Annotated in this window: 19 protein-coding genes; 7 read left to right on the top strand and 12 right to left on the bottom strand. The window is 61.4% G+C overall.

Annotation, left to right across the window (positions count from 1 at the left end; genetic code table 11):
- Positions 1-133 precede the first annotated feature (133 nt).
- From dxs to RlegSU303_RS02980, 5 genes are all read right to left on the bottom strand, one after another.
- Positions 134-2,050, bottom strand: coding sequence for a 1-deoxy-D-xylulose-5-phosphate synthase (dxs, locus tag RlegSU303_RS02960; RefSeq protein WP_017959228.1), 1,917 nt, complete (start codon positions 2,048-2,050; stop codon positions 134-136).
- Between the two features lie 165 nt (positions 2,051-2,215).
- Entirely contained in the window at positions 2,216-3,139 is a 924-nt protein-coding gene (locus RlegSU303_RS02965; RefSeq protein ID WP_017959229.1) for a pirin family protein, read from the bottom strand.
- Positions 3,140-3,336: 197 nt separating this feature from the next.
- Positions 3,337-4,104: an SDR family NAD(P)-dependent oxidoreductase gene (locus RlegSU303_RS02970; protein WP_131623043.1), complete on the bottom strand. Its 768-nt coding sequence runs from the start codon at positions 4,102-4,104 to the stop codon at positions 3,337-3,339.
- A gap of 86 nt (positions 4,105-4,190) precedes the next feature.
- Positions 4,191-4,442 (bottom strand): exodeoxyribonuclease VII small subunit, encoded by a 252-nt coding sequence (locus RlegSU303_RS02975; protein ID WP_003545921.1) that lies wholly within the window; start codon positions 4,440-4,442, stop codon positions 4,191-4,193.
- 2 nt (positions 4,443-4,444) lie between these two features.
- Positions 4,445-5,380: a histone deacetylase family protein gene (locus RlegSU303_RS02980; protein WP_017959231.1), complete on the bottom strand. Its 936-nt coding sequence runs from the start codon at positions 5,378-5,380 to the stop codon at positions 4,445-4,447.
- A 285-nt stretch (positions 5,381-5,665) separates the two neighbouring features.
- Between RlegSU303_RS02980 and RlegSU303_RS02985 the strand changes: the two genes are divergently transcribed.
- Positions 5,666-6,067 carry an acyl-CoA thioesterase gene (locus tag RlegSU303_RS02985; RefSeq protein ID WP_131645566.1) on the top strand — a complete coding sequence of 134 codons (402 nt, stop codon included), beginning with the start codon at positions 5,666-5,668 and terminating at the stop codon, positions 6,065-6,067.
- An 84-nt stretch (positions 6,068-6,151) separates the two neighbouring features.
- Here the strand turns inward: RlegSU303_RS02985 and RlegSU303_RS02990 are convergent, their stop codons facing one another.
- From RlegSU303_RS02990 to RlegSU303_RS03015, 6 genes are read right to left on the bottom strand one after another with little or no spacing between them, the layout of a single operon-like run.
- Complete coding sequence (locus RlegSU303_RS02990; protein ID WP_231283436.1) at positions 6,152-6,823, bottom strand: flavin reductase family protein; 672 nt, start codon at positions 6,821-6,823, stop codon at positions 6,152-6,154.
- A 1-nt stretch (position 6,824) separates the two neighbouring features.
- Positions 6,825-8,249, bottom strand: a complete 1,425-nt coding sequence (locus tag RlegSU303_RS02995; RefSeq protein WP_231283437.1) for a M24 family metallopeptidase — start codon at positions 8,247-8,249, stop codon at positions 6,825-6,827.
- A 45-nt stretch (positions 8,250-8,294) separates the two neighbouring features.
- The gene (locus tag RlegSU303_RS03000; RefSeq protein ID WP_231283438.1) at positions 8,295-9,116 is read right to left on the bottom strand and encodes an ABC transporter permease; all 822 of its coding nucleotides are present in this window, start codon (positions 9,114-9,116) and stop codon (positions 8,295-8,297) included.
- Entirely contained in the window at positions 9,109-9,936 is an 828-nt protein-coding gene (locus RlegSU303_RS03005) for an ABC transporter permease (RefSeq protein WP_222372269.1), read from the bottom strand. The genes RlegSU303_RS03000 and RlegSU303_RS03005 overlap by 8 nt, the downstream gene beginning before the upstream one ends.
- 9 nt (positions 9,937-9,945) lie before the next feature.
- The gene (locus RlegSU303_RS03010; RefSeq protein WP_222372277.1) at positions 9,946-10,995 is read right to left on the bottom strand and encodes an ABC transporter substrate-binding protein; all 1,050 of its coding nucleotides are present in this window, start codon (positions 10,993-10,995) and stop codon (positions 9,946-9,948) included.
- Positions 10,992-12,224, bottom strand: coding sequence for an ABC transporter ATP-binding protein (locus RlegSU303_RS03015; RefSeq protein WP_231283439.1), 1,233 nt, complete (start codon positions 12,222-12,224; stop codon positions 10,992-10,994). The genes RlegSU303_RS03010 and RlegSU303_RS03015 overlap by 4 nt, the downstream gene beginning before the upstream one ends.
- Positions 12,225-12,728: 504 nt before the next feature.
- Between RlegSU303_RS03015 and RlegSU303_RS03020 the strand changes: the two genes are divergently transcribed.
- The 4 genes from RlegSU303_RS03020 (at position 12,729) to RlegSU303_RS03035 (ending at position 16,666) form a co-directional block, all read left to right on the top strand.
- Positions 12,729-13,661, top strand: coding sequence for an ABC transporter substrate-binding protein (locus tag RlegSU303_RS03020; protein WP_231283440.1), 933 nt, complete (start codon positions 12,729-12,731; stop codon positions 13,659-13,661).
- Positions 13,662-13,666: 5 nt separating this feature from the next.
- The gene (locus RlegSU303_RS03025) at positions 13,667-14,539 is read left to right on the top strand and encodes an amino acid ABC transporter permease (protein ID WP_231283441.1); all 873 of its coding nucleotides are present in this window, start codon (positions 13,667-13,669) and stop codon (positions 14,537-14,539) included.
- Between the two features lie 87 nt (positions 14,540-14,626).
- Complete coding sequence (locus RlegSU303_RS03030; protein WP_131720523.1) at positions 14,627-15,757, top strand: sugar phosphate isomerase/epimerase family protein; 1,131 nt, start codon at positions 14,627-14,629, stop codon at positions 15,755-15,757.
- A gap of 162 nt (positions 15,758-15,919) precedes the next feature.
- Positions 15,920-16,666, top strand: a complete 747-nt coding sequence (locus tag RlegSU303_RS03035; RefSeq protein WP_168276947.1) for a GntR family transcriptional regulator — start codon at positions 15,920-15,922, stop codon at positions 16,664-16,666.
- Between the two features lie 84 nt (positions 16,667-16,750).
- On the opposite strand, the gene RlegSU303_RS03040 is transcribed toward RlegSU303_RS03035, so the two are convergent.
- Positions 16,751-17,401, bottom strand: a complete 651-nt coding sequence (locus tag RlegSU303_RS03040) for a GntR family transcriptional regulator (protein WP_026158550.1) — start codon at positions 17,399-17,401, stop codon at positions 16,751-16,753.
- A 150-nt stretch (positions 17,402-17,551) separates the two neighbouring features.
- On the opposite strand from RlegSU303_RS03040, the gene RlegSU303_RS03045 reads away from it, so the two are divergent.
- Together RlegSU303_RS03045 and RlegSU303_RS03050 are read left to right on the top strand one after the other, a co-directional pair.
- Positions 17,552-18,973 (top strand): malonyl-CoA decarboxylase, encoded by a 1,422-nt coding sequence (locus RlegSU303_RS03045; RefSeq protein WP_231283442.1) that lies wholly within the window; start codon positions 17,552-17,554, stop codon positions 18,971-18,973.
- A complete protein-coding gene (locus tag RlegSU303_RS03050; protein ID WP_168280066.1) occupies positions 18,970-20,484 on the top strand; it encodes a malonate--CoA ligase in 1,515 nt (504 codons plus the stop codon). Before RlegSU303_RS03045 ends, RlegSU303_RS03050 begins: the two co-directional genes overlap by 4 nt.
- Positions 20,485-20,549: the final 65 nt, after the last annotated feature.

Below are 20,549 nucleotides of genomic sequence, written 5' to 3' on the forward strand. Positions count from 1 at the left end.
AAAAAGGGCGGTGCAGTGATGTGCCGCCTTTTTTATTGAGAGGACCCCTTAATTCCCTCTTCTCCCCCCTCGGGGAGAAGGTGCCCGTAGGGCGGATGAGGGGGCCACACGGCACGCCGTCACATAATCTCAGCTACCCAGCAACCCCAACCGCAACACCGCGCCCCAGCGCCCTGAACACCGTGGAGACGATGCCGGCGCGGTCGAGGCCGGCGTGGGCGTTCATGGCTTCGGGCTTGGCCTGCTCCATCCAGATGTCGGGCATCACAAGCGAGCGCAGCTTCAGGCCGTTGTCGAGCAGGCCCTCGGTGGCGAGGAAATGCATCACATGGCTGCCGAAGCCGCCGATCGAGCCTTCCTCGACGGTGATGACAATTTCGTGGTGGCGGGCAAGCTGGCGGATCAGATCATGGTCGAGCGGCTTGGCGAAACGTGCATCGGCGACCGTCGTCGAAAGCCCCGCGGCATCGAGATCCTCAGCGGCAAGCAGACAGTCGGCAAGCCGGGTGCCGAAGGAGAGCAGCGCCACCTTGGTGCCTTCCTTGACGATGCGGCCCTTGCCGATCTGCAGGATTTCGCCGCGCGCCGGCATGTCGACGCCGACGCCTTCACCGCGCGGGTAGCGGAACGAGATCGGCCCGCCATCATAGGCGACAGCCGTGCGCACCATATGCTTGAGTTCGGCCTCGTCGGCCGCCGCCATCACCACGAAGCCGGGCAGGGTGGTGAGGAAGGCGGTGTCGAAGGAACCGGCATGGGTCGGCCCGTCGGCGCCGACGAAGCCGGCGCGGTCGATCGGAAAACGCACCGGCAATCCCTGGATCGCCACGTCATGCACGACCTGGTCGTAGGCGCGCTGCAGGAAGGTTGAATAGAGGGCGGCGAACGGCTTGTAGCCTTCCGCTGCCAGGCCGGCGGCGAAGGTCACGGCATGCTGTTCGGCAATGCCGACGTCGAAACAGCGCGACGGAAAGGCCTCGGCGAGCTTGTCGAGGCCGGTACCATTCGGCATGGCGGCGGTGATGCCGACGATCTTGTCGTCGAGGGCGGCTTCCTGCACCAGCGCTTCGGCAAAGACGCTAGTATAGCTCGGCGCATTCGGCTTGACCCTGGCCTGGGCGCCGGTGATGACGTCGAACTTGTTGACGCCGTGATATTTGTCGGCCGCAGCTTCCGCCGGCGGATAGCCCTTGCCCTTCTGGGTGACGACATGGATCAGCACCGGCCCGCGTCCATTGTCGCGCACGTTGCGCAACACGGGCAGCAGGTGGTCGAAGGAATGCCCGTCGATCGGCCCGATATGATAAAAGCCCATCTCTTCGAACATCGTGCCGCCGGTGACATAGCCGCGCGCATGCTCGACGGCGCGGGTGATCGCCCGGTCGATGTTCTTGCCGAGATAGGCCGTCAGCTTCTTGCCGAAGTCACGGAAGCCCATATAGGTGCGACCCGAGGCAAGGCGCGCGAGATAGGCGCTCATGGCGCCCGTCGGTGGCGCGATCGACATGTCGTTGTCGTTGAGGATGACGATGAGCCGCGCATCGAGGGCACCCGCATTGTTCAACGCCTCATAGGCCATGCCGGCCGACATCGCCCCGTCGCCGATGACGGCGATGACGCGACGGTCTGATTTGTCGAGGTCGGCGGCAATCGCCATGCCGAGGCCGGCCGAGATCGAAGTCGAGGAATGCGCCGCACCGAAGGGATCATATTCGCTTTCGGCCCGGCGGGTGAAGCCGGACAGCCCGTCTTCCTGGCGCAGCGTCCGGATGCGGTCACGCCGGCCGGTGAGGATTTTGTGCGGATAACATTGATGGCCGACATCGAAAATAAGCCGATCATCAGGTGTGTCGAAGACGCTGTGAATGGCGATCGTCAATTCGACGACGCCGAGACCGGCGCCGAGATGGCCGCCGGTGCGCGACACCGCATCGATCATTTCGTCCCGGACTTCGCGGGCAAGCTGCGGTAGGTCGCGATCCTCGAGCTTGCGCAGGTCGGCGGGATAGATGACCTGGTCGAGCAGGGGGGTCTTCGGCAGTTGTGTCACAGGCGGGCGCTCTTTCTTGCTTTTCCTTGTTCCGCTTTATTCGATTAGATTGCGGCAAAACAAGTGCATTTCAGGAACCGAAGCTTTTCACCTTAGAGCATGATGCCGGAAAGTGTGAACGGTTTTCGGAGTATATCCTGGTCTATTTCTCTCATTTCGTGTCGCTCAGCCCTCCGGCAACGGCACGAATTCCTCTTCATCCCCCGGCACGATATCGAAGCGGCCGGTGCGCCATTCCTCCTTGGCCTGTTCGATCCGCTCCTTCGAGGAAGAGACGAAATTCCACCAGATATAACGTTTCGAATTGAGCGCCGCACCGCCGAAGAGCATCAGGTGGCAGCCATCGCGGCCGGCCTCCAGCGTGATCGCATCGCCCGGCCGGAAGACCAGCAACTGGTCGGCGGCAAAACGGTCGCCTGATATGACGACCTCGCCCGAGAGCACATAGACGGCGCGCTCTTCATGGCCCGCGCCGAAGGGAAATTTGGCGCCCGGCTGCAGGTCGAGATCGACATAGAGCGTGTCGGAGAAAACGCCGACGGGGGATGTCATGCCTTCGAACGAGCCGATGACCACGCGCCCGCGCACGCCTGCCGTCTCGATTAGCGGCATGGCGGATTTTTCCGTATGGGCGAAGGCGGGATCAATCTCCTCCTTGTCGTCGGGCAGCGCCAGCCAGGTCTGCAGCCCCGACATCAGCAGCGGATGGCCGCGCAGATTGTCGGGCGTGCGCTCGGAATGCACGATGCCGCGGCCTGCGGTCATCAGATTGATATCGCCGGGACGGATGACCTTTTCGGTGCCAAGGCTGTCGCGATGGCGGATCTCGCCGTCGAACAGATAGGTGACCGTCGACAGTCCGATATGCGGATGCGGCTTGACGTCGAGCGCCTCGTCCGGCTTCAGGATCGCCGGCCCCATGCGGTCGAAGAAGATGAACGGCCCGACGAGCCGCCGCTGCCGGCTGGGCAGCGCGCGGCGCACCTGGAAACCGCCGATATCGCTGGTACGCGGGATGATCAGGTTCTCGATCGCGTCGCAGGCGAAGGCATCGCCGGGCAGGGGATCTTTACCGGGAAAGAAGGACATGTGGGATCTCCGATCGCTAGAACAGGATGATTTTAGGCCGGGTCGGCCTAAAATCTGAATCCTGTTCTACATTATATAGTTAGAGCATGATGTCGTCCGAAAACCGCTCACACTTTTCGGCATCATGCTCTAGCATCCAACAGAGATAACGGTTAGTACACCGCGCGTCCAATCGGATGCGCTGAGCAGCCTCTATCTCAGATCGCGGTAAAACCATTGTCGACGAAGAGATGGGCGCCATTGACGAAGCTCGATTCGTCGCTGGCGAGATAAAGCGCGGCCCGCGCCACGTCCTCCGGCTCGCCAATCCGCCCCTGCTGGGCGGCAATGGCGGCATCCGAAACGTCGACGCCAAGCGCCTGCAAGTCGGCCACCTCGCGCAGGCCGTGCGGCGTGCGGATAAAGCCGGGGCAGACGGCGTTGCAGCGGATATTGCGGTCACGGAACTCCACCGCGATGGCGCGGGCAAACATATGCACGGCCCCCTTGGTCGTGTCGTAAAGCACTTCCATCGGCGTGGCGGCGACCGCCGAGATCGACGAGGTGCAGACGATCGACCCGCCGCCGCTTTCAACCATCTTCGGCAGCACGGCCTTGGTCATCAGGAACATCGAGCGCACATTGACGGCGTGCAGCCAGTCCCATTCCTCAACGGTCGTTTCCAGAAACGGTTTGATGACGATCGTGCCGGCATGATTGAAGAGCACGGTGACTGCGCCGTAGCGTTCTTCGACGCCCGCTACGGCGGCATTGACGGCTGCTTCGTCCGAGACATCGGCCGTCCAGCAATCGGCCTCGCCGCCGGCATCACGGATTTGCTTCACGGTCTCGGCCGCCGCCTGACCATTGCGGTCGATGATCGCAATACGCGCCCCTTCCGCCGCAAAAAGCTTCGAGGCAGCACCGCCCATGCCGGTCGCGCCCCCCGAGATAATGGCGACCTTGCCCTTCAACCTGTCCGTCATGTCCTTGTCCCCTCATCGTTTTGGATGGGGATCATAGATCGGTCCGAAGCCGATAGCCAAGCATCTTCAAAAGGGAGTTTGCTGCCTCAGGCGCCGTCGAGCGGCTCGACGCCCTGCGGCTTGCCGGCGCGGTCGAGCCTGATTTTTTCGATGCGGTTTTCGGCGGCCGAAAGCAGCGTTTCGCAATGTTTCTTCAGCGCTTCGCCGCGCTCGTAGATTTCGATCGATTCATCCAGCGCCACATCGCCGCGTTCCAGCCGGGCGACGATGCTTTCGAGTTCGGCGACCGCCTTTTCGAAGGAAAGGCCGGACACCTCCGGCTTGGCGCTGTCAGTCATTCTCAACCCTTCATCATTCTCAGAATATGCATGCCCGCCGATTCGGCGAGTCCCTCGAGATCATAACCGCCTTCGAGCAGGCTGACGACCCGGTTCTTCGCGTGCCGGTCCGCGAGTTCCAGCACGCGCCCGGTCGCCCAGTCGAAATCCTCGCCGGTCAGATTGATCTGCGCTAAGGGATCGCGGTGATGCGCGTCGAAGCCGGCGGAGATGATGATGAGATCCGGCCGGAAATCGTCAAGGGCGGGTAGCACGCGCGATTTGAACGCCTCGCGAAAGTGGTCGCTGCCGACATTCGGCGACAGCGGCGCATTGACGATGGTGTTGTGCTTGCCCTTCTCGTCCTTGGCGCCGGTGCCGGGATAGAGCGGCATCTGATGCGTCGAGCAGAACAGCACCGAAGGATCGTCCCAGAAGATATCCTGCGTGCCGTTGCCGTGGTGCACGTCCCAGTCGACGATGGCGATGCGCTCGGCGCCATGCGTCTTTTGCGCATGCCGGGCGGCGATCGCCGCATTGTTGAAGAAGCAGAAGCCCATCGCCGTCATCTTTTCGGCATGGTGCCCCGGCGGGCGGGCGGCGACGAAGACATTGTCGGCCCGGCCGGTAAAGACATCGTCCACCGCCGCCATCGCCCCGCCAATGCCGGTCAGCGCCGCCTGCAGGCTCTTGCTGCTGGCATAGGTATCGGCTTCGATCTGGTTGATCTCACCCTCTTCCTCGGGAATCTCCCGCATGACGGCGGTCAGATGCTCCTCCGGATGGGCAAGCAGCACCGCATCCTCATTCGCCTGCGGCGCCTGCCGGCGCTCCAGCCGCTCGAAATTCGGATGTTCCAGCGCAACATTGATGGCGCGGATCCTGTCCGATCGCTCCGGATGGCCGGCGGGCGTGACATGTTCCAGGAAGATCGGGTGTTCATAAAGACGGGTGCTCATGAAGACACTCTATCGGTCGCTTATGTCATGTGCCACAGCAGATGGGGCATCGCCTGACGATTTCAACAAGCGCTCTTGCCGCGCCTTCCGACCGTTCGCCTATCACACTGTCTCGTTTGCGCCGTTCCCGTCGATCAGGTCCAATTGCAACGGCCCGCACCTTTCCGGTACGTGGAGGACACTGTAACACTTTGAACTATTGCGTAATTTTATCCTTAAGCCGGTTCCGGTATAAGCAATTATGAAGTAGTGTTGCCATGGGAACTCTGTAGGGCAGATTTGTTGATGAGTCAGTCGAAACGTCCTGATGTGGCGGAAATACGCGTGCCGTTTCGCGATGTCGATATGACCGGCCGGATGTTTCTGGCATCCTATATTTCCTATGCCGAGTCCGTGCTTGCGAACTTCTGGTCCTCACGGCCCGATGTCGACGACGAACCCGTCTATAGCCCCAGCAAGGTTTCCTGCTTTCTCCACCGCCCGCTCCACTACGACGAGCCGGCAACCTTCACCGCCACCGTCGACAAGATCGGCGTGCGCTCTATCGGCTTCCTCATCTCGATCGAGACGGGCGAGGAGCGCGCCGCCGAGGTGGAAATCATCTGGCAGGCCCACGCCCCCGAAGACGAATCGCCGGCTCCGTTGCCGGAGGAGACGCGGGACTGGCTCTATCGGTTTTTGAATTAGGGGATTCCAAATGCAAAGGGTTTTCCCGGGAGTTTTACGCCGGAAACGGAAACCACCTCCGGCTTGAGCGTATGCCAAGCCTGACTATGCGATGACCGGCTCTGAAACGCTCTTTCGCGAACTCCACTCCTCCTTGGTCTGCGTCTTGATGTCGAACTGGTCGCGCGTCCTTGTGTAGGTATGGCCGCCCATCCTTCCGACGGCGTCCATCAGTTGCTGGTCGATGTGCAGGTTCGTCGGATTGACCGCATCGCTTCTGACATAGACGCCGAGGACTTCGCCGAGGATGATTTCGCGCGCCGGGCCGACCTGCAGGGTGGTGTGGCGGCGGCATTCGAGTGCTGCGGGCGCTGCCAGGATGCGGGGGCTTCTGACCATCTGTCCCGGCGCCGTTGCCAGGCCGGCTTCGGAGAGCTCGTCGACCTCAGGTCCGAACTTGATGGCGCAGACCTCCATCTGGTCGACAAGGGCGTCATCGCAGATATGGACCGTGAACTCGCCGGTTTCGCGGATGTTGCGGGCGGTATCCTTGAAGCGCATGTCGGCATAATTCTCGACGCCTATGGCAACGATTGCCGGGTCGTGGGTGAGGACGTTGAAGAAGCTGAACGGGCCGGCATTCGGCAGGCCCTCCTTGCTCAAGGTGGTGACCAGTGCGATGGGGCGCGGAATGACCGTGCCGATGAGGATCTTGTAACGCTCGCGCTCGGTCATCTTGGCGAAATCGAAATGCGTGTGTTGTTTATGATGGGTCATGTCAGGCCTCGGCAGCGACGCGGTGGGTTTCAAGCGGGGTATGGCGGCTGAGGTTCTCGAAACCGTCCTTGGTCACGACATACATGTCGCCGATATTGCAGCCGGCCGATAGCGGTTCCAGCCACTGCGTGTGCAGCACGAAGACCATGCCCTCCTCCATCCTGTCGTAGTTATGCGAGGAGATGTTGAAGCTGTTCTGGCCGCCGGCCATGCCGACCGAATGGCCGAGGTTCGGATTGTGCGGTCCGTGCGTTGCCGGATAGACGTGCATGAGCTTGCGGCCCTGCGCCTCCCAGTCGATGTCCTTCACATACTGATGGGGAATCAGGCGGGCGCCGCCGTCTTCCATCGGCGACCAGTTGTAGGGCATGGTGCGCGCCTCGGCTGAGGTGAGCATGCCTCGCTCGATCATCGGTTCGAAGGCGGCATTGTTGACCTCGCGCATCAATGCGCCGGGCCTGATCAGCTTTTCGGCCCGCTTGACGCCTTCGGTGCAGGCGGCAAGCACATCCTCCTGTTGGCTGGTGATGTCGCCGATCGCGATCATGCGGGCGGTCTGGGCGGTGTAGCCGCGATAGGTGACGTTGGAAATATAGAGGTTGATGAGGTCACCCGGGCGGACGATGCGGCCATAGGGCTTGCCGCAATGGGTGCCGAATTCGTTGATGCCGATCTGGTAGCCGTCGCCGGTTTCGCCGCCGAGCGCCATCTGCGCATAGGTGAAGGCCGCCAGGATTTCATGGTCGGTGACGCCTGACTTCGCCACATGATAGGCGGCCTGCGTGCCGATGCTGATCAGCTGGGCGGCGGCGCGGAACATCTCGATCTCGGGCAGTGAGCGGACCTTCTGCATGCGGTCGAGAATGGCGTTGTCGGCCACGAACTTGCTCTTCGGCAGCAGTTCGTCGAGGGCAGACCAGAAGCTCAGCGACGTGCGGTCGCCGATCCTGCCGATTTGGGCCTTGGCGAGGCCGAGACCGGCGAGAACCTCGGCGCATTTCTCGGCGGTCTTGATGACGGAATCGCCGGGGCGGTCGGCATATTCGCGGCCGATCGGGCCGATCTGCCAGATCTCGTCGACGAGCACAGGCTCGCCGCCCGGCGGCAGCAGGACGGATTGCGTGAAGAAGGAGAGAAGCACCATCGCCTTGTCGGCATCGGTCGGAATGATCAGCACACCCTCGCGCATCCAGTCGCAGATATAGCGCAGATAGGCATTCGAAGCGTGGAACCAGCCGACGCTGCCGGCATGGACGATCAGCGCGTCATGCCCGGCTTCGACCGCCTGACGGCGAATTCTGCGAAGGCGATCCTCGAACTCTTCGACAGGAAGCGGCAGCGGAGCGGAGAAATCGAAATCCGGCTGGAAATCGGCCAGCAGCGATCCCATCCGATAGCCGCCTGCGTTTGTCGCGCGCATATTCATGAGTTTGTTCCTTCTAATTCAAGCATAGGCCAAATGACGGATTGTTCAGGCCTGCCGTGGCGGCGCGAGCACGCGCCGGGCAACCAGCAGTCCGACCAGCGTCACGGCGATCAGAATTCCGGAGATTGCGGCGACGCGGACATCGAGCGATTCCTCGATCAGCGCGAACATGCGCAGCGGCAAGACGGTCGTTCGGGCATCGGCGAGGAAAAGCGATACCGACACATTATCGAGCGACTGGATGAAGACGAGGAATGCGCCGGCCAGAATGCCGGGCATCAATAGCGGCAGGGTCACGCGCCGCAGTGTCATGAACCAGCTCGCGCCCATCGTCGTCGATGCCTCGGCAAGCGAGGGATTGAGGCCCTGGGCGACGACGGAGGCGGCGCGGTACATCAGCGGCCCGAAGACCACGACATGGCCTGATACGGTCAGCCAGAGCGACGGCTTGAAGCCGATGAAATTGGCGACGATCAGGGCGGCAAGGCCGTAGACCAGGCTCGGCAGGACGAGCGGGGCGAGCAGCAGTGGCTCGATGGTGCCGGCGCTGCTGCGCTTCATGCGCGTCATGCCGATGGTTGCCGGAACCGCAAAGATCAGCGATCCGAGGACGGCAAGGCCGGCGATCTTCAGCGAGTTCCAGGCAGCGATATGTTCGGTTGCCGAGCGCACCGGATCGAGCAGCGCCGCGTACCACCTGAGCGAAAAGCCCTGCGGCGGATATTTCAATGTCTGCCCCGAGGTAAACGACATCGTCAGCGCAATCACGATGGGTGCCACGAGATAGATGACGCAGAGCCCGCCGAAACCGTAGACGAATGCCTTGTAGAGCATGACGGGAATGGGATTTTCGCGATGATCACGCATGACCGACCAACCTCCTGTGACGGGACATCATGGTAAGGGCGACCAGCAGGCAGCCGGTGGACAGCAGCAGGACGACGGCGATGGCCGAGGCCAGCGGCCAGTCGAACAGCGTGCCGACTTCGCGGTAGATCAACTGTGGAACATAGACGTTGCGCGCACCGCCGATGACCGCCTGGGTGACAAAGGAGCTGCTGGTACTGGCAAAGACCAGGATCCAGCCCGCCAGCAGGCCCGGCAGCATCAGCGGCAAAAGCACGGTGACGAAGATGCGCCAGGGGCCGGCGCCGGAAACCTGGGCGGCTTCCGTCAGTTGCACGGGCGTGCGCGACAGGATGGCAATCAGCGGCAGGATGATCAGCGGCAGGTCGATCTGGCACATGGCCATGACCAGGCCGAGTTCGGTAAACAGCAGGCTGGTCGGCATTCCCGCCAGGCCGAGCCCGACCAGCGCTTCGCTGATCGGCCCCTGGCGTCCGAGGATGACGATCCAGGCGAAAGTGCGCACGACATTGCTGGTCAGCATCGGAATGAGCGTCAGGAAAATCAGCACCTGCCGCAGGTTTCGGCCACCATGCCAGTAGAGAAGCGCGATCGGCACGCCGAGCAAGGTCGTGCCGATGACGGTTTCGAGCCCGAGCCTTGCGGTATTGACGAGGACGCGGAAATTGAATGCGTCCCCGAAGAAGCGGACATAATGTTCGAGGGTCGCTCCGCCGGGGCCGGCGAAGCTGAAACCGACGAGGACGGCGAGCGGCGTTGCGAAGAACGCCACGGAAAGCAACAGCATCGGTAGGACGTATGGGAAGCCGCTCGCCTTCATCACATCACCTCAACCGGCAACGAGGGCGTCGAACTGGCGGATCCAGCCGTCGCGGTTCTTGTTGATCGCGACCCAGTCCGGATAGACCATGGTCTTGAGCTGGTCGCGGGTGACATAGGCTTCGATGCCCGGCGTCAGCGCCACGTCCTTGTTGGTCGGGAACATCTCGGTCGGCGGCTCCTTGAGCTGGTCCTGGGCGGCCTTGGAGATCGCGGCATCCATATAGGCATAGGCCGCATCGAGATTGGCCGTGCCCTTGGTCAGGTGGATATTGACGGGGGCTGCCGGCGAGCCGGTTTCGGGTTGGACGAACTCGGCGTTGAGGCCGAGGCTCTTCAGGCGGGCGACGTTGCCGGTCGAGCACATGAAGACGGCGATTTCGCCCTGCTGGAACAGCGTCATCTGGTGGTTGGTGCTGTCGACCACGCCCTTCAGATGCTCCGGATGATCCTTGAACAGCTTGAAGACCGCGTCCATGTCGTTGGGGCCGGAACCGAAGATCTTGGCGATCTCGGTATAGGCCATGACGGCGGTGTTCGAGGCAAAGCCGGTCCAGGAAACCTTGCCGCTATAGGCCGGGTTCTCGAAGAGATCGCGATAACCCTTCGGCTTCGGAACGAGATCGGGATTGTAGGCGATGCCGTTGACTTCGATGGTCACGGTCGGGCCGTATTCGCCCTGGAAGGACGGATCGAGCATGCCCCAGTTCTTGAGCTTGCTCGGATCGATCTTCTGGATGAGATCCTTCTCGATGGCGACGGCCATCTGGCCGGGCGACATCAGCAGCGTGTCATAGGGCGGGTTACCGGGGCTCGCCATGATCTTGGCAAGCTGGTCCTGCGCCATCGCCGGGGCAATGGTCAGGTCATAGCCTGCATCCTTGACCATCGGCGTCAGCACTGTGCGGTAGGCGTCTTCCCAGCTGCCCGGGAAAGTGGCGGCAACGGCTCCGCCACCGGCAGCGCGGGCGGCAAATGGAAGCATGGTCGATGCGGCAACACCGGCCGCCAGGAAACCGAACCCGCGACGGGTAATCTGAAAGTCCTTCATCACGTTCACCTCTGTTGAATTGTTTCTTCACTCATGATTTCCGGTTCGGCCGGAAAGGCGTGACACCTTGCGGTGTCGATCTCGGCAAATTGCTGCGTTCCCGGTTCGGGAATGAATGTGGTGGGGCCTCTGATCTCGGAGGCGCGCAGGCCCGTTCCGTCTTCCAGAACAAGGTCATGGACGAGGGAGGGGCCGAGCGGCACGGACACGGTCATGCGAACCGGTAGGGTGCTCTCGCTTGGCTGCGTCGACAGGCGAACCTCTTCCGGCCGGAAGGTGATCGTGACCTTCGAGCCGAGGGTGAAGTTCAGGCGGCGCGGCAGGAGCAGGGTCCGGTCATTGGCAAGGCCGATCAGCGTGCTGTCGGCATCGAGCCGCAGCACCGTTCCATTGAGCAGGTTTGCCTGGCCGATGAAGGTGTTGACGAAAAGCGTCTTCGGGCGATCGTAGACGGTCATCGGCGTGTCGATCTGCTCGACATTACCCTTGTTCATCAGCACCAGGCGGTTTGCGAGGCTCTGGGCTTCCTCCTGGTCGTGCGTGACGATCAGCGTCGTGATGCCGAGCGTCTTCTGCAGGTGCAGCAGCTCCACCTGCAGATCGAAACGCAAGGCGCGGTCGAGCGCGCCGAAGGGTTCGTCGAGCAGCAGAAGGGACGGGCGTCCGGCGATGGCGCGGGCGACGGCGACGCGCTGCTGCTGGCCGCCGGAGAGTTCCCGCGGCAGGCGGTTGCCATAATCCTTGAGCCTAACGAGAGACAGCATCTCCTCGACGCGCGCCTTGCGCTCAGTGCGAGGAAGCTTCTGGCAGGCGAGCGGATAGGCGATGTTTTCTGCGACCGTCAGATGCGGAAACAGAGCATAGTTCTGGAAGACCATGCCGACGCCGCGTGAGCGGGCCGAGACATCGGCCAAGTCTTTCTCCCCGAGCACAATCCTGCCGGTCTTCGGCTGGATCAGACCGGCGATGGCGCGCAGCACGGTCGACTTGCCGCAGCCGCTCGGCCCGAGCAGGGCAACGATCTCGCCGGCCTCGATATCGAAGGCCACGTCGCTGATGGCATTCTGGCCGCCATAGCTGTGGGTGAGGCCCTGAACGCTGAGCCGTTTGCGTTCAGCCATATTCGGTATGGGCATAGGGCCTCCCTGGTTCTGGGTCGAGGTCACGGATTGCTGCGCGGTCTCCGGCACAAGACGGAGATGCGGTCCGGCGAGAAATTTTGCGTCGAGCTTGTTCATGAGAAACGAACTGCAAGCGGCGTGCCAGTTTTGCCATTCGCCGTTGACGACGGTATCAAGCCTATGAAAATAAATCGATATTTTTGACTTATAAAGTTTCGAAAGTTTGTAATAATAATCATTCGATTTGAAATTCGAATTTGCTTTTTGTATAAATTTTCGCCAACGTCGTATATTAAATGGGCATCAGATAGAAGTAGCCACGGCCCCTGAGCGGGCGATCAAGCGCCGAAAAGTGCGGGTTTTGGCCTCTGAAGAGGTGTTTTTGGGTCTTGGGGGCGAATGAGACGGTCAAAAATGATGCGGCGGGGCCTGGGAGCATAAAAATTGTGCATTGTATGTTCGAAACTTTATGCGAATTATATTGCGAAACTCTATCCGAAATGTCGTTTTTAATAAAAATCCTATTGATATCAGATAATTACTGACGCACCACTGCAGGTGGCACGGCGATTGCATAGATGATCCCGAGAATTCACCGATACAAAAATGACAGGGGATCACATGATGCGCATTCAGAAAATCTTGAAGGCCGGAGTTGCCGGAGCGATGGTCACTTTGATCGCGGCCTCTGCTTACGCTGCCGGAGGTGCCGCCGAGAAGATGGCGGCCGGCGCCGATGTCGCCAAGCTCCCCGGTGTCGTCCTCACGCAGAAACTGGCCGACGGGCTGCCGCCCTCCGTCAAGTCATCGGGCGTGCTGAAGGTTGCGACCGACCTGACGCCGCCGATCAGCTTTCATGGCGAAGACGGCAAGCTGATCGGCATCGATGCCGATATCGCCGCCGCACTCGGCGTCATCCTGGGCGTCGATGTTGAGATGACCGATGTCGGGGCGGGTGCGGCGATCGTGCCCTCCATATTGGCAAAGCGCTTCGACATGTCGATCTCGGGAATCAACGACGATCCGGAGCTGGAAAAGCAGGTCGACGTCATCGACTATATGTATGACGCGACGACGATCATGACGATCAGGGACAATCCTCTCGCCATCAAGGGCCTGGAGGATCTGTGCGGCAAGAAGGTCGCCGTTCCCGTCGGCACCTTCCAGGCGAAGATGGTCGAGGCGGCATCGGCCAAATGCGCGACCCCGGTCAACATCATGTCGATTCCGAAAATGCCGGATGTGCTGCAGGCCGTCCGCACCGGGAGGGCTGACGCCACGGTCAACGGTTACGCCACCAGCGTCTACACCACCGAACACCAGACCGGAAACGGCAAGGGCCTGCAGGCGCTGCCGGATATCCGCCTTGCCGTCGGTTACCTTGGCATGCTGACCGCCAAGGACAATCCGCAGCTGCGCGACAGCGTCGTTGCCGCCTTGCAGCAGATGGTGGACTCCGGCGCCTACGAGACCATCATGAAGAAGTGGAGCCTCGGACCGCTGGCCGTGAAGACCGTCAAGGTCAATGATGCCGCCAGCATGCGTGCGGATTGACGCCGATGGCCCTGTTTCAAGCGTCAACCATATCGCTCTCCCTTGCGCCAACGGTCGGAAGACCGATGCGTTGGGGGCAGATCGCAACCGGTGCCATCGCGATTTCAGCGCTGGCCTTCTTCGCGCTCGTCGTCGGGCGGAGCCAGAGCATCCAGTGGTCCGAGATCCCCCGCTATCTGGTAGATCCTTCGATCCTGCGCGGCGTGCTGCTGACGCTTGAACTGACGGCAGGCGCCATGGTGTTCGGCATCGTGCTCGGATGCCTGCTGGCGCTGATGGCGACGAGCCAGAACCCGGTTCTCAAGGTGATCGCCGCCAGCTTCGTCTGGTGGTTTCGCGGCGTGCCGCTCATCGTCCAGATCTTCTTCTGGTTCAATATCGCCCTCTTCATCCCGCAGGTCGGGATGGGAAGCTTCACCATTTCGATCAACGATCTGGTGACGCCGGCCCTGGCCGGCTTCCTCGCACTCGGGCTGCATGAAGCCGCGAACATGTCGGAGATCATCCGAGGTGGCCTGATTGCGGTCGATCGCGGCCAGCGCGAAGCGGCAACGGCGCTCGGGCTGAAAAAGACACAGACTTTTTTCACCGTCATCATGCCCCAGGCCACGCGTATCATCGTGCCGCCGACGGGGAACCAGGCCATCGGCATGCTGAAGGCCAGCGCCATCGTCTCGGTCATCGGCATGCAGGATCTGCTGACGCAGGCCCAGGCGATCTACGCCCGGAACTTCCTCGTCATCGAACTGCTGTTCGTCGCCTCGATCTGGTACCTCGCCATCACGAGTGTCGCATCCATAGGCCAGCACTATCTCGAAAAGAGTCTCGTTCCGAAAGGCCGGACAGTAGAGAAGCCTCGCGCTCCCGGACGGGCGTGATCGCGGATCCGTCGATGTGAATTGAGATCAACAACGAAGGGTCGCCAGTGCAGCGCGCCCCATCAGGAAACAGCAGAGGAGCATGACATGAAATTGGGAATCGACAGCATAAAGCTGCCCGAGGCAAAGAAGCGGGGGCCTCTGGCAAGCCTTGATCACGTCAAGGAACTTGGGCTCGCAGGCATTTTCTTCAGTACGGCGCTGGACATGAGCCCCGATCTCGACAGCGGCCTGCTACGCGAGATCAGGGCGAAGGCCGACGACCTTGGCCTCTATCTCGAAAGCGGCATCGGCAAGATCAATCCCTATTGCAGCGCCGAGGAACCGGCGCTCCGGGCCGCCGGCGGCGGCGATATCATTGCCGGTTTCACGCGCATGATCGAGGCAAGTGCCGCGATCGGCTGCCATGAGCTTTGGGTTGCTCCGGGCAATTTCAAGAGCGAATATCGCGGCCGGCTGGCCAATGACCGCTTCCGCACCGATGTGACCTGGGAAGAGCAACTGCTCGGGATCGAAAAGGTCCTCCGCAAGCTCGCTCCCGTCGCCCGCGCCAATGGCGCGCACATGAATATCGAAACGCACGACGAAATCACCTCCTTCGAGATCCTGCGATTGATCGAGAAGGTCGGCGCCGATTGCGTCGGCGTCGTCTTCGACACGGCCAACGGACTGCAGCGGGGCGAGCATCCGGTCTTCGCCGCCAAGCGCCTGGCTCCCTATATCCGCCAGACCCATATCAAGGATGCCTATGTCGGGCGCGCTCCAGGTGGTCTCGATTTCCAGACCAGACCCGTTGGCGGCGGCATCGTCGATTTTGCTGCGATCCTCCCCATTCTTGCGGAGGCTAACCCGAGGCTGAACCTGTCGCTGGAGGTTGCCCAGTCTGTCGCCGACAAGCCCCGCAAGGCCAATCCGCGCCAGTGCATCGAGATCGACGATCCTATCTGGCGCGCCGGCCACCCCGACCTGACGGCGGATGAGCTTGCGGCCTATATGGCGATGGTGGATGCCTATGAGAAGCGGGTCGCCTCCGGGGCTGTTCTCGACTGGGAGGCCTATGAGAGCAGTTGCTACGGCTATCCGACCTATGAGGTGCAATCCTACGGTTTCGACGAGGCAATCGCTTTCATCCAGCAATCGGCTCGTCATGTCGAGATGGTTTGCGCCGAAAAGGGCATTGCCCTGTCGGTGCCGGAAAAGAAGCAGAAAGCGGCTTGAGTCCCGAGGCGGTGCCAGCTTTTTCCATCGGCACCGGCTGTCGAAATGCTGGTGCCGGAATTATTTACGCAAGAATATTCTTATGGAAAAAAGTATGGCGCTTGGATATCTGGTGATCGATCGAATCCACGCCGGGCCGCCAGAGGCAATTTGGAGACTGCAATGAGAAAGATGCGCCGTCAGAGTGCCAAAGTGATGACAGCGGCCAATGGGCCGGTGGAAAGCACCGATACCAATGACGATGTTTCGGAACGCATCCGCTCCACGCTGGCCGCCGCCATCGGCGAAGGGGCACTCAAGCCCGGCACCAAGATCCTGGAGGAAGCGATCGCCGAGCATTTCGGTGTCAGCCGAACGGTGGTGCGCGGGGCGCTCGGCGTGCTTGAAAGCGACCATCTGCTGGAGCGGAAGAGAAACCGCGGCACCTTCGTCGCCGAGCCGAGCGTCGAGCAGGCGAAGAGCCTTTTCGAGGCGCGCCGGAAGATCGAGGGCCTGCTGCTCGAACTGGTGATCGCCCGCGTCACGCTGGAGCAGCTGGATGCGCTGCAGAAGCTGACGGATGAAGAAGAGCACATCCACCACCACGGTGACGAAAAGTCGAAGACGGTCCTGTCCGGCAAGTTCCACATCGTGCTTGCCGAAATCGCCGGCAACCCGGTGCTGACCGAAGTGCTCGCCAAGATCGTCGCCCGGCTTTCGCTCGTCATGTCCTTGTACGAAGAGGACCGCAAGGACGACTGCGGCGCGGACCACCATCGCATGATCGTTGCCGCCCTAAAGGAGAAAAACCTCGCCAAGGCGCAACAGCTGATGGACCACCATCTCGCCGACATCGAGGGTCGCGTGCGCCTGACCGAAGGGCAGGGCGACCGGCACACATTCCTGGCCGTGCTGGAGAATTTTTCCTGATGGAGACCCGCGCGTATCGGATAACGGCTTCCATCGCGCGGGTGTGGGGCTTTCCTGCCGCCTGAGCTCGGTCACGCCGTCCAATCATCTCGCCGCCATGCTGGCTACCAGATCGCTGAACCTCTCTCCCTGAATGCCGACATGCGTCCGCAGCAGACGGCGGGCTTCATCTCCATTTCCGGCAAAGATCGCATCGACGATGGCGCTATGTTCTGAGAAGGAGGTCGACAGGCGGTTGCGCACGCGCAGCTGGAGGCGGCGATAAGGCCGCAGGCGGCGGTGCAATTGCACACATTGCTCCTCGAGGAATTCGCTTCGGCCGGCTGCATAGATGGCCTTATGGAATTCCTCATTGTCGTAATAATAGGCATCGCTGTCACCGGCCGCGGCTGATTGCTCGCAGCGGCTGTGGGTGGCCGTGATCGCTTCCCGGGAAGCCTTGTCCAGCCGTCGTGCGGCGAGCGACCCGGCCAGGCCCTCCAATTCGGCCATCACCTCGAACATCTCGTAGACGCGGTGCGGCCCCGGATCGATGACGATTGCGCCTCTGCGCGGTCGAATTTCGATGAGGCCGATCGCATCGAGCTGCATCAGCGCCTCGCGCACCGGCGTGCGGGAGACCCCGAAACGCGTCGCAAGCACCATTTCGTCGAGTCGCTCACCGGGGGAGAACTCATTGGAAAGAATGGAATTTTCAATCTCATCCCGAAGCCATCGGCCGACATTCTCGGACATTCGTCTCAATTCCTCATACATAATAGCACTTCTTGTATACACGATCATTGACCTCGTGTACGAAGAGTGGCATTCTACATACTACCGGTGAAACCCGACGATGGGAAGCAGCCGTCAAAACGGTCCGCACCCAGAAGAGAGGAGAATGGCATGTCTGAGGCTTCCTTCTTCACCGACATGCTGCAGAGCATCACGGATCGCGGACGCCAGCTTCTGTTTTCCGGCTCCCGCGCCACGCAGGTCGCAGCCAAGGCCGATCTCCACACACTCTGTGAAATGCTGCTGTCGAGCCGGGGCGAAGCCTCGGGCATGGCACTTGCGGCCGAGATACTCGATCGCTGGGGCGCGCTCAAGAGCGAGGGCTCGCGGGCATTCCTCGATATGCTGCATGAAAAGTTCGGGCCTGACACGGCCAAGCTCGACCAGGCGATTGAAAATTACCGCACCGACAAAAGCTCTGCCGCGATCATCGCGCTCCACCAGGCAGCCGAGCCGCGGCGACAGGAGCTTCTGCGCCGATTGAATCACGCGCCGAACGGCACCGCCAAGCTTGTCCGGATGCGTGAGCAGCTGCTTGCTTCCAAAGACCAATCCGCAGGATATCACGCGCTTGACGCCGACTTCACGCATCTGTTCGGCTCCTGGTTCAATCGCGGCTTTCTCACGCTGCGCCCCATCGACTGGTCGACGCCGGCCTACATCCTTGAAAAGATCATCAAATACGAGGCCGTGCACGAGATCGCCGGCTGGGAGGAGTTGCGCAGTCGTTTGGCACCGGCCGACCGTCGATGCTTTGCCTTCTTCCACCCCCGATTGGCCGACGAGCCGCTCGTGTTTGTCGAGGTGGCGCTGACACGATCCGTGCCCGGCGCGATCGGAGATGTGCTGGTCGAGGGCAGGGAGCAGATCAATGCCGACGAGGCGACGACGGCTGTCTTCTATTCGATTTCCAACTGCCAGGATGGCTTGCGCGGCATCTCGTTCGGCAACTTCCTGATCAAGCAGGTCGTGGAAGACCTGCGCCGGGACCTGCCCGGCCTCAAGAATTTCGTCACGCTGTCGCCCGTTCCAGGCTTTGCCCGCTGGCTTGCCAAGGCGCGTGCCCCGGCCGCCGACCGGTTGCTGCCGGAAGCGGTCCTCGAAAAAATGACCTTGCTGGATGATCCGAGCTGGCCTGACAACGAGAATACGGCGAGCGAAGTGGAGCGCGTGTTGCTGCCTCTTGCCGCGGGCTATTTCCTGACCGAACGGACGCCGGAGGGCCGCCCCATCGATCCTGTCGCCCGCTTCCATCTCGGCAACGGCGCTCGACTGGAAAGACTGAATTTTCTTGGCGACCGCTCGACCAAGGCGATGCAGCAGGCACACGGCCTGATGGTCAACTACCTCTACAAGCTCGACGATATCGTGGCCAACCACGAGGCCCTGGCGCAGCGCGGCGAGGTGATTGCCTCGCCTGCCGTCAAGAGCTTGCTCAACCAGAACGACGAAGTCCGCCGCGGCGGCAATGGCCAGCAAGGCTCCCGGCCATTCGCACAGATCATGAACTCAACGCTTGGAGGGCGAAAGTGAGCAACCATCTTTTCGACGCCATGCGGACGGCTGCGCCCGGTGACGCACCGTTCATCCGGATCGATAGCAAGCGCACATGGACCTATGATGACGCTTTCGCTCTTTCCGGCCGTATTGCCGGCGCGATGGACACGCTCGGCATTCGCCCCGGCGACCGGGTGGCGGTGCAAGTCGAGAAAAGTGCCGAGGCACTGATCCTCTATCTCGCCTGCCTTCGAACCGGCGCCGTCTACCTGCCGCTCAACACCGCCTATACGCTGGCTGAGCTCGATTATTTTATCGGCGATGCGGAGCCGCGTTTGGTGGTTGTCGCGTCGGCTGCGAGAGAGGGCGTGGAGAAAATCTCCAAGCCTCACGGCGCGATCGTCGAAACGCTCGATGCCGACGGCAGCGGCTCGTTGCTGGATCTCGCCCGCGATGAGCCGGCCGACTTTGTCGATGCCTCGCGTTCCGCGGATGATCTGGCTGCGATCCTCTACACGTCGGGAACGACCGGACGCTCCAAGGGGGCGATGCTCACGCATGGGAACCTGCTCTCGAACGCCCTGACCTTGCGAGACTATTGGCGCGTCACCGCCGACGATCGGCTGATCCATGCCTTGCCGATCTTCCACACGCATGGGCTGTTTGTCGCCACGAACGTCACGCTGCTCGCCGGCGCCTCGATGTTCCTGCTGTCGAAGTTCGATCCGGAGGAGATCCTGTCGCTGATGCCTGAGGCAACGATGCTGATGGGCGTGCCGACCTTCTACGTGCGCCTCCTGCAAAGCCCGCGCCTCGACGAGCAAGCGGTCGCCAGCATCCGCCTTTTCATCTCCGGTTCGGCTCCCCTGCTTGCCGAAACCCATACCGAGTTCCAGGCCCGCACCGGTCACGCCATTCTCGAGCGCTACGGCATGACGGAAACCAATATGAATACGTCCAACCCCTATGAGGGCAAACGGATTGCCGGAACGGTCGGTTTCCCGCTGCCTGATGTCACGGTGCGCGTCACCGATCCCGCCACCGGGCTCGTGCTGCCGCTTGAAGAAACGGGCATGATCGAGATCAAGGGACCGAACGTCTTCAAGGGTTATTGGCGCATGCCGGAAAAGACCGCGGCCGAATTCACCGCCGACGGTTTCTTCATCAGCGGCGATCTCGGCAAGATCGACCGGGAAGGCTACGTCCACATCGTCGGTCGCGGCAAGGACCTGGTGATTTCGGGTGGATACAACATCTATCCGAAAGAGGTCGAAGGCGAGATCGATCAGATCGAGGGTGTGGTTGAGAGCGCTGTGATCGGTGTGCCGCATCCCGATTTCGGAGAAGGCGTAACGGCCGTCGTCGTGTGCAAGCCCGGCGCTGTCCTCGATGAAAAGACCATCGTCAGCGCCCTCCAGGACCGTCTCGCCCGCTACAAACAACCCAAGCGCATCATCTTCGCCGACGACCTGCCGCGCAACACGATGGGTAAGGTTCAGAAGAATATCCTGCGGCAGCAATACGCCGATCTTTACACCAGGAGGTAAGGCGACCGCGCCCTCTGGGAGGAGGGTGCGTCGACATCCAGCATCGATCTTAAAACAGCAACTAC

The sequence above is a fragment of the Rhizobium sp. SU303 genome, from assembly GCF_021052345.1.
Taxonomy (GTDB): Bacteria; Pseudomonadota; Alphaproteobacteria; order Rhizobiales; family Rhizobiaceae; genus Rhizobium; species Rhizobium laguerreae.

Excerpts from the sequence above, each read along its gene's own strand:
- RlegSU303_RS02965 (WP_017959229.1), bottom strand. The coding sequence starts at position 3,139 with ATGTCCTTCTTTCCCGGTAAAGATCCCCTGCCCGGCGATGCCTTCGCC.
- RlegSU303_RS03045 (WP_231283442.1), top strand. The coding sequence starts at position 17,552 with ATGTCTGAGGCTTCCTTCTTCACCGACATGCTGCAGAGCATCACGGAT.
- RlegSU303_RS02970 (WP_131623043.1), bottom strand. The coding sequence starts at position 4,104 with ATGACGGACAGGTTGAAGGGCAAGGTCGCCATTATCTCGGGGGGCGCG.
- RlegSU303_RS02980 (WP_017959231.1), bottom strand. The coding sequence starts at position 5,380 with ATGAGCACCCGTCTTTATGAACACCCGATCTTCCTGGAACATGTCACG.
- RlegSU303_RS02985 (WP_131645566.1), top strand. The coding sequence starts at position 5,666 with ATGAGTCAGTCGAAACGTCCTGATGTGGCGGAAATACGCGTGCCGTTT.
- RlegSU303_RS03005 (WP_222372269.1), bottom strand. The coding sequence starts at position 9,936 with ATGAAGGCGAGCGGCTTCCCATACGTCCTACCGATGCTGTTGCTTTCC.
- RlegSU303_RS03015 (WP_231283439.1), bottom strand. The coding sequence starts at position 12,224 with ATGAACAAGCTCGACGCAAAATTTCTCGCCGGACCGCATCTCCGTCTT.
- RlegSU303_RS03020 (WP_231283440.1), top strand. The coding sequence starts at position 12,729 with ATGATGCGCATTCAGAAAATCTTGAAGGCCGGAGTTGCCGGAGCGATG.
- RlegSU303_RS02975 (WP_003545921.1), bottom strand. The coding sequence starts at position 4,442 with ATGACTGACAGCGCCAAGCCGGAGGTGTCCGGCCTTTCCTTCGAAAAG.
- RlegSU303_RS03030 (WP_131720523.1), top strand. The coding sequence starts at position 14,627 with ATGAAATTGGGAATCGACAGCATAAAGCTGCCCGAGGCAAAGAAGCGG.
- RlegSU303_RS03000 (WP_231283438.1), bottom strand. The coding sequence starts at position 9,116 with ATGCGTGATCATCGCGAAAATCCCATTCCCGTCATGCTCTACAAGGCA.
- RlegSU303_RS02995 (WP_231283437.1), bottom strand. The coding sequence starts at position 8,249 with ATGAATATGCGCGCGACAAACGCAGGCGGCTATCGGATGGGATCGCTG.
- RlegSU303_RS02990 (WP_231283436.1), bottom strand. The coding sequence starts at position 6,823 with ATGACCCATCATAAACAACACACGCATTTCGATTTCGCCAAGATGACC.
- RlegSU303_RS03025 (WP_231283441.1), top strand. The coding sequence starts at position 13,667 with ATGGCCCTGTTTCAAGCGTCAACCATATCGCTCTCCCTTGCGCCAACG.
- RlegSU303_RS03035 (WP_168276947.1), top strand. The coding sequence starts at position 15,920 with ATGAGAAAGATGCGCCGTCAGAGTGCCAAAGTGATGACAGCGGCCAAT.
- RlegSU303_RS03040 (WP_026158550.1), bottom strand. The coding sequence starts at position 17,401 with ATGTCCGAGAATGTCGGCCGATGGCTTCGGGATGAGATTGAAAATTCC.